This window comes from Collinsella aerofaciens (assembly GCF_018785245.1).
GTDB classification, from domain to species: Bacteria; Actinomycetota; Coriobacteriia; order Coriobacteriales; family Coriobacteriaceae; genus Collinsella; species Collinsella aerofaciens_AD.
Genome location: NZ_WQPL01000019.1, coordinates 134,874 through 148,735, shown reverse-complemented (window position 1 = coordinate 148,735; position 13,862 = coordinate 134,874). Strand labels below are relative to the sequence as shown.

13 protein-coding genes are annotated in these 13,862 nt (G+C 60.3%); 4 read left to right on the top strand and 9 right to left on the bottom strand.

Features of this window, described 5'->3' with window-relative positions; genetic code table 11:
• Positions 1-99: 99 nt before the first annotated feature.
• Positions 100-1,143 (bottom strand): XdhC family protein, encoded by a 1,044-nt coding sequence (locus GPK39_RS04715; protein ID WP_215674075.1) that lies wholly within the window; start codon positions 1,141-1,143, stop codon positions 100-102.
• A gap of 9 nt (positions 1,144-1,152) precedes the next feature.
• Complete coding sequence (gene yqeB / locus GPK39_RS04710; protein WP_215674073.1) at positions 1,153-1,947, bottom strand: selenium-dependent molybdenum cofactor biosynthesis protein YqeB; 795 nt, start codon at positions 1,945-1,947, stop codon at positions 1,153-1,155.
• 102 nt (positions 1,948-2,049) lie between these two features.
• Between yqeB and yqeC the strand changes: the two genes are divergently transcribed.
• On the top strand, positions 2,050-2,787 hold the full coding sequence (gene yqeC / locus GPK39_RS04705) for a selenium cofactor biosynthesis protein YqeC (protein WP_215674071.1): 738 nt from the start codon (positions 2,050-2,052) through the stop codon (positions 2,785-2,787).
• 113 nt (positions 2,788-2,900) lie between these two features.
• Here the strand turns inward: yqeC and hydA are convergent, their stop codons facing one another.
• The 5 genes from hydA to dpaL form a co-directional block, all read right to left on the bottom strand.
• Entirely contained in the window at positions 2,901-4,268 is a 1,368-nt protein-coding gene (gene hydA, locus GPK39_RS04700) for a dihydropyrimidinase (protein ID WP_215674069.1), read from the bottom strand.
• Positions 4,269-4,277: 9 nt separating this feature from the next.
• Positions 4,278-4,892, bottom strand: coding sequence for a nucleotidyltransferase family protein (locus GPK39_RS04695; protein WP_215674067.1), 615 nt, complete (start codon positions 4,890-4,892; stop codon positions 4,278-4,280).
• Positions 4,893-5,041: 149 nt separating this feature from the next.
• Entirely contained in the window at positions 5,042-6,244 is a 1,203-nt protein-coding gene (gene ygeW, locus GPK39_RS04690; RefSeq protein WP_055287465.1) for a knotted carbamoyltransferase YgeW, read from the bottom strand.
• 200 nt (positions 6,245-6,444) lie between these two features.
• Positions 6,445-7,830, bottom strand: a complete 1,386-nt coding sequence (locus GPK39_RS04685) for a YgeY family selenium metabolism-linked hydrolase (protein ID WP_195232234.1) — start codon at positions 7,828-7,830, stop codon at positions 6,445-6,447.
• A gap of 74 nt (positions 7,831-7,904) precedes the next feature.
• The gene (gene dpaL / locus GPK39_RS04680; protein ID WP_215674065.1) at positions 7,905-9,119 is read right to left on the bottom strand and encodes a diaminopropionate ammonia-lyase; all 1,215 of its coding nucleotides are present in this window, start codon (positions 9,117-9,119) and stop codon (positions 7,905-7,907) included.
• Positions 9,120-9,396: 277 nt separating this feature from the next.
• Here dpaL and GPK39_RS04675 point away from each other — a divergent pair, with 277 nt between their 5' ends.
• From GPK39_RS04675 to GPK39_RS04665, 3 genes are all read left to right on the top strand, one after another.
• Positions 9,397-10,050, top strand: a complete 654-nt coding sequence (locus GPK39_RS04675; RefSeq protein ID WP_252204676.1) for a helix-turn-helix transcriptional regulator — start codon at positions 9,397-9,399, stop codon at positions 10,048-10,050.
• A 123-nt stretch (positions 10,051-10,173) separates the two neighbouring features.
• Positions 10,174-11,148, top strand: coding sequence for a hypothetical protein (locus GPK39_RS04670; protein ID WP_215674061.1), 975 nt, complete (start codon positions 10,174-10,176; stop codon positions 11,146-11,148).
• Between the two features lie 155 nt (positions 11,149-11,303).
• Positions 11,304-11,579, top strand: coding sequence for a hypothetical protein (locus tag GPK39_RS04665; RefSeq protein WP_215674059.1), 276 nt, complete (start codon positions 11,304-11,306; stop codon positions 11,577-11,579).
• Between the two features lie 285 nt (positions 11,580-11,864).
• On the opposite strand, the gene GPK39_RS04660 is transcribed toward GPK39_RS04665, so the two are convergent.
• Both GPK39_RS04660 and GPK39_RS04655 read right to left on the bottom strand, forming a co-directional pair.
• Positions 11,865-13,514, bottom strand: coding sequence for a hypothetical protein (locus GPK39_RS04660; RefSeq protein WP_215674058.1), 1,650 nt, complete (start codon positions 13,512-13,514; stop codon positions 11,865-11,867).
• Positions 13,507-13,770 (bottom strand): helix-turn-helix domain-containing protein, encoded by a 264-nt coding sequence (locus GPK39_RS04655; protein ID WP_195520882.1) that lies wholly within the window; start codon positions 13,768-13,770, stop codon positions 13,507-13,509. The genes GPK39_RS04660 and GPK39_RS04655 overlap by 8 nt, the downstream gene beginning before the upstream one ends.
• Positions 13,771-13,862: the final 92 nt, after the last annotated feature.

The following is a 13,862-nucleotide window of genomic DNA, read 5'->3' as shown; positions in this document are numbered from 1 at the left end:
GGGTCCCAAAATGCAGTTGCGGTGAAATAGGGACTGTTGGGCGGCCTAACAGGCTTAAACAATCCGTATTTCACCGCAACTTAATTGGTGGGGATGCGATTAGCGCTTGCGGGGAACGAGTTGGGTGCGGCGCAGGTGGATCATCTCGGCGGCGATGGAGATGGCGATCTCCTCGGGGTCCTCGGCCTCGATGGCAACGCCGATCGGAAGGTGCAGCTCGTCGATCTGGTCCTGCGTAAAGCCCTCCTGCTCCAGACGGGCACGCACAAAGGCCGTCTTGCGGCGCGAACCCAGACAGCCCAGGTAGGCAGGCTTGGCGCGCATGGCCTGAATCACCACGTCGATATCGGACTTGTGGCCTGCTGTGGCCACGACCACCAGGTCGCGCGGACCGATGGGGCACAGCTCGCTCAGGTTCTTGTAATCGACCAGGCGACGATCGTAGACACCGGGCACCCATTCGGGCGTCAACGTGCCGGGGCGGTCATCGCAGGCCACGACGGCAAAGCCCACCGCCGTGAGCACGCGCGCCGTCGCGGCGCCCACGTGTCCGCAGCCAAAGATGTAGGTCAGGCCCTCGGGGCAGAGCGTCTCGATGTGCGCCGCGGGAATCTCAGAGGCCGCGTTGGTGTAGGTGACCTTACTCCCCTCCTCCACCAGCGAAAGCCCGGGGCAGCCTGCAATGGTGCGGCGCGATTCCTCGCCATGGTACTCGGCCACATCGCCCTCGAGCGCGCTCGCGATAAACGGCTCAAAGTCGATGACGAAGTCGCCGATGCGCCGATAGACCAAGACGTCGGCAATTTCCTGGAACAATGGTGCCTGGGTCGCGTCCAGGTGCAGATAGCACAGGCAGATGGCTCCGCCGCAAATCATGCCGGTATCGGAGTTCTCGCCGCCCATGGTGTAGCGGACCAGACGCGACTGCCCCGCGGCCAGCAGCTCGCGCGCCTCATCGAGCGCAAAGAGCTCGATCTTGCCGCCACCGATGGTGCCCGCTTGGCTGCCATCGGCAAAGGCAGTCATCCATGCGCCCACACCGCGCGGTGACGACCCCGCCGTACCGGTCACGACCACGAGCTCGCACGTCTCGCCAGCACGCAGGGCGGCAAGCGCCGCATTTACAACATCGAGCTTTTCCATTGCCGCCTTCTATCTTCTAAAGACATCGGTGAGCATAGCGAGTGCCTCAAGCACGCCGCCGCCGACCGACGTCGCCTTGTCCGAAATATAGTTGATATAGTTGGCATCACCGCGCGGATCGACATCGGCGCATTTAAAGCCCTCAGTCACTTGCACGCCGTTCGCCAAAAGCCCGCGCAGACAGCCATCGATCTGCGTGCACATGGGCGTATCGCCCGCGTAGCCAATCACGTCTCCGGCGCTCACGATGTCGCCGATTGCGCGGTCGGACCGAAACACCCCGGCGGCGGGGCTGTGGATAACGCGCTCCCTGCCATAGCCAGCGATAATGCCCGGCACGCCCGTGTTGGGCTGGGGCGAACCTTGGGTAATGACACGGCCCAGGAAATGCCCGCGCATGGTTTCGACCACGGCGTCGCAGTCAACCGGCGCGGTAAAGCCCGGTCCCACGGCGATAACGGCAGGTGCCATGTCGCGCGTGGTGCCCAAGTTATGCTTGGCCAGAATCGCGTCGACCACAGCAGCGGGTTTCAGCTCGCCGAGCATCTTGGCCTGGGGGTCCACCACAACGGCGACGTCTCCGGCCTCGGTAATCGCAAGTGCCTCTGCCGGCGTCTGTGCCAAGCGAGCGCGAATACCCTCGACCTCGACCTCGCCCAGACGAATGGCCTCGCAAAAACTGATTGTGCGACGGATGCACGTGGGAACCGCGATATCGGCCATGACGACCGACACGCCGGCGCGCACCAAACGGGCAGCGACACCCGTGGCGATATCGCCGGCGCCGCGAACATAAACGAGCATTCCCGGGGCACCTCCCTGTGCTACGGTTTGAGCAGAGCAAAAGCGGTTCGACCGCTACTCTGATGATTATTTATTATCACAGTATTATACGGCGGTGAACAGATGGAGACGGTTAGCGGCAATCTTGCCTCGGCGCTCAGGATCGAGCCGGACATTACCGCGATTATCGGCAGCGGTGGCAAGTCGACCTTGCTAAAGACACTCGGCCTTGAGCTTATGCGCGCTGGCGGCCGCGTGCTCCTCTGCACCACCACGCGCATGTTCCCCGTCGCCGGTGTGCCGTGGGACGGGTCGGGCCGTCGCCTGGACGCCGCGCCTTGGAAGCCGGGTGCCCCACACGCCCTAGGCTGCACCTGCGAGGCCTGCGCGGGGCTTGTGCGGGGAAGCATCTGCCAGGCAGGCGTCTTGGACCCCCAGACGGGCAAGCTCTCCTCCCCTGCCGAGCCGCTCGACCAGCTGGCGCAGCGCTTTGACTACGTCCTGGCCGAGGCGGATGGCAGCAAGCGGCTCCCGCTCAAGGCGCACGCCCCGTGGGAGCCGGTCGTTCCCGCCGGCACGGTCAACGTCATCTGGCTCGTCGGCGCCTCGGGGCTGGGCAAGCCCGTCGCCGAGGTTGTCCACCGCCCCAAGCTCTTCTGCGAGCGCTGCGGCTGCGAGCCCACCGACGCTGCCACCCCAGAGCGCGTCGCCATGGTGCTCAATGCCGAGCTGCGAATGCTGAACCTCAACAATGCCCGCATCATGCTCAACCAAGTCGACACGCTTGCCGACCCAACGATGGCAGATCGCTTCGAGGCAGTCCTCGACCGTTCCATCATCACCACCAGCCTCAAAGGGTAGCTAATTTGGGACGGGGCTCTTTTAGCTACCCCATGTTGAGAGAAAAATCATCAGGCAGGCAAGGGTAGCTAAAAGAGCCCCGTCACAAATTAGCTACCCTGGCGGCCTTCCTGCTAGCGGGGCACGTAGCGACCGGGCTGGACTCCGGTGGGCTCGCCATCGCGCGCCGCCAGCACACCGTTCACAAACACGGCCTTGGCGCGACCATGCGCCTCAAAGCCCTCGAGCGGCGTGTAGTCCACGGCCTGATGCTGTGTCGCCGCGCGAATGGTCCAGCGCGCCTGGGGATCCCACACGCACACGTCGGCATCGGCGCCCTCGGCAAGACAGCCCTTGCGCGGATACATGCCAAAGACGCGCGCCGGGTTCTCGCTCATCAAGCGGCACAGATCCTCGGGGCCCAGTTGCCCTTCAAAGCTCGTGGCAATCGCGACGGGACGATGCTCCACACCGGGCCCGCCGTTGGGAATCGCACGGAAATCGTCGCGCCCACGGTCCTTTTGCCCGTGCAGGTTAAAGCTGCAGTGGTCGGTCGCAATCGTATCGATCTCGCCGGCCACAAGCGCCTCGCGCAGGGCCGCACGATCGCCGGCATGGCGCAACGGCGGACTCATCACGTACTTGGCGCCCGCAAAGCCGTCCTCGCCCTGCTCCAAGTAGCAAGTATCGTCGAATATCAGATACTGAGGGCAGGTCTCGACATAGATATTCTTCTGCCCGCGCGCCTTGGCGGCACGGATGGCCTCGAGACCCAGCTTGGTCGAAAGGTGCACCACGTTGACCGGAGCGTCCCCGGCCAAGTGCGCCAGATACAGCAGACGACTCACGGCCTCACCCTCACACACGTCCGGACGGCTGAGCGCATGCCCCTCGGGCCCATGAATCCCCTGCTCGTACACGCGCCTCTGCAGTTCATTCACCAACGTGCCGTTCTCACAATGCACGCACAGGATACCGCCCAGGTGCTTGAGCTCCTCCAGCACCTCGAGCGTCTCGGCATCGTCCAAGCGCAGGTGGTCATAGGCAAAGTAGGTCTTAAACGACGACACGCCCGCCTCGCGCATAGCCGAAAGATCGGCGCGGTTGCGCTCATTCCACTCGGCGAGTGCCATATGAAACGCGTAGTTGGCCGTGCAGGTTCCGTCGGCGCGGCGATGCCACTCGGCCAAGGCATCGGGCATGGTCACGCCGCGATCGGCCGTCGCGTAGTCCACAATGGTCGTCGTGCCGCCGCAGGCAGCCGCGCGCGTGCCGGTCTCAAAGCTATCGGCTGTCCAATCCATGCCGGTCCAGCACTGCATGTGCGTGTGGCCGTCGATAAAGCCGGGGAACACCCAACAGCCCACGGCATCCTCAACGGTATCGCCCTCGGCCGGCTCAATCGCCGCGGCGATCCGCACGATCTTGTCGCCCTCCATGGCAAGATCGGCGCGACGAAGTCCCTGTAGCGTCACGAGCCCGCCGTTTTTGATGATGATCATAATTGCTCCTTATTGATTGATGCAGTTGGCCACGCGATCAAAATACGAGCAGGCGGCGATATGCTCCGTTATGCGTTGCTGTCCCTTGGCGGTATCGACGTCCCACAGCTCGTAGGCACGCGCCTCGACCAGCACCACGTCGGTACGGTCCTTGAGGATCGAACCGCCGCCGTCCTTGCCCTCAAGACACATGAGTGCATCGAACAGTTCCGCCGGAAAGAGCACCGGGCTCGAAGGCTCACCGTTGCACGCAAGACGCACCGGATGCTTGCGGCCACGCTCATCAAACGTGCGAACCATGGCCTCAAAAGAATCCGAACTCACGAGCGGCTGGTCGCCCGGCAAAAAGAGGCAACCTTTCCAGTTGCGTTCGACTCCCCACGAAAGGCCCGCACGGACGCTTTCGCTGCGCAGCTCGCCATCGTGCAGCACGCACGGGCAATGCTTGTCCTCGCAAATCTGGGCGACCTCGGGCCAACGCGTCGAAACCACAACGTCAAAACCCCGGGGAACCGAATCGATGGTCCGGGCAATCAGCGGCTCGCCATAGATATCGGCAAGCATCTTGTTAGAGCCAAACCGTTTGCCCTCGCCCGAAGCCATAATGACGCATCCAAGTTTCATGGTGATACCTCCCCTGAAACCATCGTACCCATAACTCGCGCCGCGGGCATCTACATCGAAAGCGCTTATCCCGCACGCCCGCGATGCAAAAAAGGGCACCCCGCCGGTTGGCAGAGTGCCCCCTTTACATGGCTTACCTCAACCCGGCTTTAGGCCTGGAGCCAACGGGCGGTGTTGCGCTCGTCGAGGGCCTTGAGGGTAGCGGCGGGATCGGCAACCTTCTGCAGGAACATCATGGCTGCGATGGCGTACGGCTTGTAGCTGGCCTCCTTGTACATGCCCACGCGGTGCATGTCGAAGACGTCGGCGTTGACCTCGCCGTGCTCGCAGGAGACACCGGAGATGTCGGCGGGCAGCGGGTGCATAAAGATGGTGTCCTGGCCGTTGGCAGTCTTCTCCATGAGCTCGGTCGTGGAGCACCAATCCTGATGGGTGGCGTTCTGGGCGAGCAGCTCCTTCTCGAGCGCAGCGATGCCGGCGTCGTCGCCCTCGGCGTACAGATTGGTACGCTTCTCCATGGCGGCAAACGGAGCCCAACTCTTGGGGATCACGATGTCGGCGCCCTCGAAGGCCTCGGCCATGGTGTTGACCTGCTTAAAGGTGGTGCCGGACTCGGCGGCATAGCCCTTGGCGCGCTCGACGACCTCGGGCATGAGGTCGTAGCCCTCGGGGTGGGCCAGGGTGACGTCCATGCCAAAGCGGGGCAGCAGGCTGATCAGCGACTGCGGGCAGGACAGCGGCTTGCCGTAAGAGGGCGAATAGGCCCAGGTGACGGCAACCTTCTTGCCCTTGAGGTTCTCGAGGCCGCCAAACTCGTTGATGAGGTAGAGCATGTCGGCAGAGGACTGCGTGGGGTGATCGGAATCGGACTGCAAGGAGATGAGCGTGGGACGGTGATCCAGAACGCCGTCCTCGTAGGCCTGCTGGACAGACTCGGAGACCTCGGCCATATAGGCGTCGCCCTTGCCGATGTACATGTCGTCGCGGATGCCGATGACGTCGGCCATAAAGGAGATCATGGTAGCGGTCTCGCGGACGGTCTCGCCGTGGGCGATCTGGGACTTCTTCTCGTCCAGGTCCTGCAGCTCAAGGCCGAGCAGGTTGGCGGCCTTAGAGAAGGAGAAGCGCGTACGGGTGGAGTTGTCGCGGAACAGGGAGACGGCAAGACCGGAGTCGAAAATCTTGGACGAAACGTTGTTCTCACGCAGCTCGCGCAGGGCGTCGGCGACGATGTAGAGAGCCTTGAGCTCATCGGTGGTCTTGTCCCAAGTGTGCAGGAAATCGCTGCCGTACATACCCTTAAAATCGAGGCCGTTCAGCTGCTCGACGAGCTCGGTAAACTTAGCGTCCATGGAAATGTCCTTTCTAAAGATGAAACGATCGCAATGAGTAGATGTGCTCCGGCATGCGCGTGTGGCAGAACATGCAGAGCACCATGACGAGGACCCGCCACCGTTGAGAAAGCATGGGAGATAACGACCGCGGGCCCCAAGTCAACAGGGGGTGCCGGGGACACGAACGGCCCCCGGCTCAACAGGATCGAAGAATGGGACTAATCGATCTTGTTGTTGGTCAGACCGGCGCGGAACACGGTGGCATCGCCATCGGCCTGACTCGGATCGTAGAGGTTCAGGGCAGCCACATACATGGCGGCAGCGGTGACCAGGTCGTCCTTGTAGGTGACCTCGTTGGGAGCGTGAGCCTGAGACTCGGCACCCGGGCCAAAGCCCACGCAGGGGATGCCGTAGCGGCCCTGGATGGAAACGCAGTTCGTGGAGAAGGTCCACTTGTCGCACAGCGGGCGACCGGTGCGCTTGTCCATGCTGGGCTCGCAGCCGATGCGCTCGTCACCGAACATGGCCTTGTGGGCGTCGACGAGGGCCTTGACGTGCGGAGCGGTCTCCTTGTTGATCCACGTGGGGAAGTAAGCCTCGGTCTCGTAGACCTCGCCGGTCCAGGACGGACGGTCGTACATGTACATGGAGACCTTCACGTCGTCGCCGTACTTCTTGGCTGCCGGCAGGTTGCGGATCTCGTCCAGGCAGGACTCCCAGGTCTCGCCGGCGGTCATGCGACGGTCGATGGAGATGGCGCAGGAGTCGGCCACAGCGCAGCGGCTGGGGCTGGTGTAGAAGATCTGGCTGACGGTGCAGGTGCCGCGGCCCAGGAAGCGGGCATCCTCGAAGTGCTCGGGATTGTACTTGGGGTCGAGCATCTTGACGAGACCCTTGATGTCGGTCGACTCGTCGCAGCCGTTGTTGTTGAGGGCGCGGACGTCGGCGATGATGTCGGCCATCTTGTAGATGGCGTTGTCGCCGCGGTCGGGAGCGGAGCCGTGGCAGGAGGTACCGTGAACGTCGACGCGGATCTCCATGCGGCCGCGGTGACCGCGATAGATGCCGCCGTCGGTGGGCTCGGTGGAAATGACGAACTCGGGCTTAATGCCATCCTTGTTGTAGATGTACTGCCAGCACATGCCGTCGCAGTCCTCTTCCTGGACGGTGCCGACGACCATGATCTTGTAGCCCTCGGGGATGAGGCCCATGTCCTTCATCATCTTGGCAGCGTAGGTAGCAGAAGCCATGCCACCCTCCTGGTCGGAGCCGCCGCGGCCGTAGATGATCTCGTCGGTCTCGTAGCCCTCATAGGGATCGGCATCCCAGTTATCGATGTTGCCGATGCCGACGGTGTCGATGTGGGAGTCGATGGCGATGATCTTGTCGCCCTCGCCCATAAAGCCCATAACGTTGCCCAGGCCGTCGACCTTGACCTCGTCATAGCCAAGGCTCTCCATCTCGGCCTTGATGCAGGCGACAACCTCGCCCTCCTCGCAAGACTCAGAGGGATGCGAGATCATAGCGCGCAGGAAGCGAGTCATATCAGCACGATGAGACTCAGCAGCAGCCTTGATAGCGTCGAAATCGAGTTCTTTAGCCATTGTTCATAACCTTTCAAACGAAGGAATCTACCTGTGAGGTGGCGGAGCGATACCTATTTACTCCGCCCCAACGATTAGCAAGTGGGGTATTCGCCTTCCCAGACGATGCGACGGTACTGATCCGGATCCGTGTCGCCCTCGGTGGAGAAGCAGAGCACGGAGCTCGTCTTGTCCAGGCCGATGAGCTCCTTGAGCTCGGCGTACTCGGGATCGAGCATGAGGGTCTCGACCAGGCCGGTGGTCACAGCGCCGGACTCGCCGGAGATGACGCGCGGGTCGCCCTTCTCGGGGGCGCCTAGGGTGCGCATGCCGCGAGCGGTGACCCAGTCGGGGCAGGACACGAAGGCGGTAGCGTGGTTGCGCAGGATATCCCAGCCCAGGATATTGGGCTCGCCACAGCACAGGCCGGCCATGATGGAGGGCATGTCGCCGTCCACGATGCGCGGGTCGCCGTCGCCGGCGGCAGCGCCCTTGTACAGGCAGGCGGCCGGAGCGCACTCGACCACGACGAAGGTGGGCGGGTTATCGGGATACAGGTTGGTGAAGTAGCCCACCACGGCGCCGGCGAGCGAACCCACGCCAGCCTGGACAAACACGTGCGTCGGGCGGTTGATGGCCATCTCGCGCAGCTGCTCGGCAGCCTCGGAAGCCATGGTGCCGTAACCCTCCATGATCCAGGACGGGATCTTCTCGTAGCCCTCCCAGGCGGTGTCCTGAACGATGACGCCGCGCTCGCAGGCGTCGGCCTCGGCGGCGGCCATGCGCACGCACTCGTCGTAGTTGACCTCTTCGATGGTCACCGTGGCGCCCTCGGCGGCGATGTTATCGAAGCGGGGCTTGGTGGAACCCTTGGGCATGTGCACGACGGCCTTCTGGCCGAGCTTGTTGGCAGCCCATGCCACGCCGCGGCCATGGTTGCCGTCGGTGGCGGTAAAGAAGGTGGCCTGGCCAAAGTCCTTGGCAAGCTGATCGGAGGTCAGGCAATCGAAGGTGCACTCGGCAACGTCCTTGCCGGTCTCGTCGGCAATGTAGTTGGCCATGGCAAACGAGCCGCCCAGGACCTTAAAGGCGTTGAGGCCAAAGCGATAGCTCTCGTCCTTAACGCACAGGTTGGACAGGCCCAGGCGCGCGGCCTGGCCGTCCAGGCGGGCAAGCGGAGTGACGGTGTACTGGGGGAACGACTGGTGGAAGGCACGGGCCTTCTTCACGTGGTCGAGGCTCATGATTCCCAAGTGCTTGTCATCGCTCTTGGGCATCGTGTTGCCCGCCCACTGGATCTTATCGGCCATACGGTGAACTCCTTAAGTCCTCTCTTGCCGGCCCCCGCATACGCGTTTCAGCCCATTCCCATTCATGCGACTGAACTTTTATGTGGATGCCAAACAAAAAGTTTGTTAGCACTGTTCTATCACACTTTTTGATTGGCAAACCTAACAAATTGTTTGTTGCCGTAATCGGTACCTTTTCGCCGACGAACGGTTACATAACGCAGCAACGCTTTCGTTATTTGCGAACAGGTGTGGTTTATGGCAAAGTATGCCCAAACTAATTTTTAGGAAGGCACCCATGACCCCGTCACAGATTGAGTTTTACAAGCGCCTCGCACACGGTCTGGCGCTCCAGTTTGGCCCCAACTGCGAAGTCGTCGTCCACGATCTGGAGACCGAGGACGTGGACCACTCCATCGTAGTGATCGAAAACGGCCACGTCAGCGGGCGCAAACTGGGTGACGGTCCCAGCCATATTGTGCTTGAGTCCATGCACGATGGCACCACCGACGTGCACGACCGCGAGCCATACCTCACCAAAACCGCCGATGGCAAGCTGCTCAAGTCCTCGACCATCTTTATCCGCAACGACGAAGGCAAGCCCGTCGGCATTTTGGGCATCAACTTTGACATTACGCTTATGAAGGCTTTTGAGCGCTCGCTCGACGCTTTAACCGGCACCGGCGGCACAGGCTATACCGAGCCCGAGCCCATCACCAAAAACATCGGCGACCTGCTCGAAGACCTACTGCGCGAGTGCGAACAGTTTGTGGGCAAGCCCGCGGCGCTCATGACCAAAGACGAGCGCATTCGTGCCATTGGCTACCTCGACCGTCGCGGTGCCTTCCTCATTTCCAAGTCGAGCGAGCGCGCCTGCGAGTTCTTTGGCATCTCCAAGTACAGCTTCTATAGCTACCTCAATGAGGCCAAGGCGGCGACCGGCGACAAGTAGGCACTCGCTTGGATTGCCCCTCCCCTTTTGGGCGCGAGTTCTGGAAAGCACGAATCCAAGACCGAGCCGCTTGGGAAGTTCCATATAATCGATGTCATTGGTATTTCGAAAGGATGGAATAGAATGGCGTTGAGCAAGGCATCATGCACCGATCGCGGATTGATTCCGGCAATTGGTGGACATGTGCACCGCATGTTCGATGAGGGTGAAGACGACCTGTTTTCGCTGAGCCTTGACGACGTGATGGATGATCGCCCGTGGACCGCCGACGAACTCATGAGCGGCGGGGCTCACCCGTCAAGTCCCAATCCCGCACTTGTGCCCAGGCCCGCATCTGCGCCGACTCCTGCGCAGCCGCCTGTTTCGACGCCCGCACCCACTTCGGCGCCCACGCTCGCTCCCCGCCCCGCAAGCGACCCGTCCGAGACGGCGGCATTTCTCGCTGCAGCGACGCAGGGCAAATCGGCCGACAGCACCGTTATGTACAGCGCCCAGCAGTTGCCTGTTCCTGCGGCACGCAAGCCTCCGGTCACAAGGCTCGATGAGCCCGTTGCCCATCAGGTTGTCCACGATTCCTGGGCCGCAGCCGATCTGGATGAGACCTCTACCGGCATGCCGGCGCTCGATGTTCCAGTTAACCCGCTTTTTGCCGCCAACACGAGCGCCGCGGACTATGAGGGCAGTGCGGCATATTCCGATTATTCCGATGGCCATGCTGGCACCGGTCGCATCGAGACCGAGGATTATGGCACCGCATCGAGCGATTATCTCAACGATCCGTACGCTGCCACGCCTGCACCGGAATATGACCCGGAGGCCGCGTCCGCGCCGGCGTATACCAAAAGCACGGGCGAAGAGCGCTTCGCCGATTATTACGCCGAGGAAAAGGCACTGCGTTTCTCGGAATTTCCGCAGGCAGTCAAGGTTGCCTTTATCGCCATTATCATTGCCCTGCTCGGTGTCATTGCGTTTGAAGGATTCCAGCTGTTCCGCGGCCCCACCCAAGCGGAGTCGGAAACCCAGCAAAAAGAGGACGATAACCAGTACCTGGACATCAACACCCTCAAGGGCGACCCCAACGACGGAGACGACGAGTAGCGAGGGCTGAAGGCAGCCGCAGGATCCCGCATCCAGCATCGGCTTCTAAGTGCTGTTTTGTCATCCAACTACACTTTTCCGAAGTTTTAAGGTGCCTATTTCGACACTTTTCCGGATTTTATACTCTGTCCCTCCAGATGCGCTTTACGGTGCAGGTGCTCGAGGAAGAGCTCTGCGACGCCGACGACCCGCACGTACTGCAGATCAAGCTGCTCGGAGACGATTCGCGTGAGCCGTCGAGTTGGATGCTGTTTGCCGACGGCGCGTGCATCGTGGACGGATCCGGTGCCTTTGCCCGTGAGTGCTTCTGCGAGGGAGCCGAGGTGTTTTTGGACCTGTGCCGAGATGCCGTCGGGGCTGCCGAGCTGCGCCAGTGGAGCCAGAGGGAGTACGAACTGCTGAGCGCCGCGCGTGGGGTTGCGGGGATGTAGGCAGACGCAGGCGGCGTGCAGCCGTTGCACGCCGCCGCTCAGGCCACGCGATGTCAAAAGACTGACACTTGTGTATGCCTTTTGCCAGTCCGAAAGCGCTAGCGAAGTTCATTGATGCCGCGGCTAGATGCGCAGCAGTAAAGAGATGCTGAATACAAATCGCACCCATCTCCAATGGATCCAACACGTCAAAATAAGCACAGATACCCGAGCGCTTATGCTACATGGAAGCACAGAGAGGCCCGCGTTCCGAACCACCACAGCTCGGAACGCGGGCCCCAGCAACTAATTCTTTTCGGATAATCCCAATCCAGTAATCTCCTGATAGCGCCGCTTCAACGTATACGCATCGGGAAGCCTAGAGATCCTCTGATGAATCAACTCATTAAAATCCGCCAGATTTCCGATTACGACATCGATGCCGCCAGCAGCGTTGAGCAAATCGACGTACGTCATAAAGCGAAACTCGAACGGAATGCCCTCGATTTCCTTTGTGCATCCATCATGAAAGTCAATCAGTCTCGAAACGTCATGGGCAACGTACGTGACTCTAACGGTCATGTCGTAGGGTTCGTTGCGCAACTTCGCCTCGTGCTCGTGGTAGCGCACAGTTTCATGCAGGGAGTTAATGTGCGCCTGAATGTACTCATCCCGCAGACCGCCACCGTGTGCCTCATAGGCCTCGATATGTGCACGATTTGAAAGGTCCAAGTATTCAACATCGCCATATTTGCGCCCCGAAGCGTTCGTCTCGTTCACGGAAGAGCCGAGACCCCTTGCGAACCAGCCCTCTTCCGGATGAATGCAGCGGGTAAGGAAATCTACCAGCCTCTGATCGAGAACGCCCTTGGTTAAACTGTTTGAGATCCCCACGCGTTTGACAAAAGCCTTGATGGAATCGACGCCGATCGGCTCCAAAGGCGTCTTCGTTTGACGAGAATCGGCAATGAGAATCAAATAACAACGAATAATGTGAGCAACGCGTCTTCTCGTCGTGTAGGGCAACTCTGCCAGAATGCTAAAGACATCGGCAAGCAGAATCGAGCCGTTCCCAGTCTGCCGGGAGAGTTTCGTTTCGGCCCATGCTTCGTCAAGTGAATAGACGGACTTGGCGTTGTTGAGGTATGGATTCTCCTGAGTGGGATGATACATGGAGTTCCAAAGCGCCTTTACATTGCTCGAACGGGGCGTGCATTCGTAAATCGCCCTGCCGGGGAATCTGTCAACCATCTCAAGCGTAAGCAACTCAAAGTAGAGCATAAACTGGTACGGCTCAAAAGGAATGAGGCCCAAGTCGATAACATCGTCGGCAAGCGTATCGCATCTCGAGAACGATCCGAGAAGGCCTCGGAAAGTTTCTCCAGCGACGTCAGGTTCGATATCACCAAACAGGGCGGCGACGTCTGAAACGTCAGTTTCATGTATTCCGGCTATCCTCTCAGAGCCGAAGGGCGGGTCAATACCGATAGAACTGATTACAGCATTGATGGCGTCGAAAGTGGCGGCAGGAACGTTAAGAATGCCTCTAATCCTATCGAGACCGAGGTGCTGCTCCACGACAAGGGTACGAATGAGCGGAGCACAGCCAATCAAAGCGATTGCATGACTCCTTGCCATGAACTGCTTCTCCTCGAGTTTTTCTTCGAGCTTGAAGTAGCCGTTCGCGAGCTCTTCCATTTCATGGTCGACGCCAACCGCGGCGCTAATGACGTCCTTCAATTCCTTTGAGGGACTATCGTAGTTCTCAAGCCAAAAGCTCCACATCTCGCTGAAGCGATCGGAGATCTCTTCAGCGGGAATCCTGGATTCCTCAGGGCCGTTCTCGTAATAGTCCGCAACCTGAATCGCGGCGCTTTCCATCGAGTTCGGATCTATAGGCAGGGACGCCGCCAGAAGCGCTTCGCATATTTCAGAAATGTTTGCACTGCTACTCATTTACACGCTCCCATAAAGGTTGAGGCTCATAAGCGATAAGGCCATCAAGATCGTCGCTTACCGCACTGAAGGTTAATCCGCAGGCACAAAGCACTTGAGAAAGCTCAGAGACAGTTATGCGCTTGGAGCCGCTTTCCAGTTTCGAAATCGACGCTTGCTGGCATCCCGTTGCCTCAGCGAGCGCCGCCTGTGACATCCCGGAGCGTCTCCGCCATTTAGCGATAAGTCTCCCGAGAGAAAGATTGAAGTCTTCCATAAACGCCCCCTTCCGGCAGCAACCCATGCTTGTATATGATATCATCTCATGAGCTCATTCCATATTGGAATGAGCTCTACTATTCAGGAGGA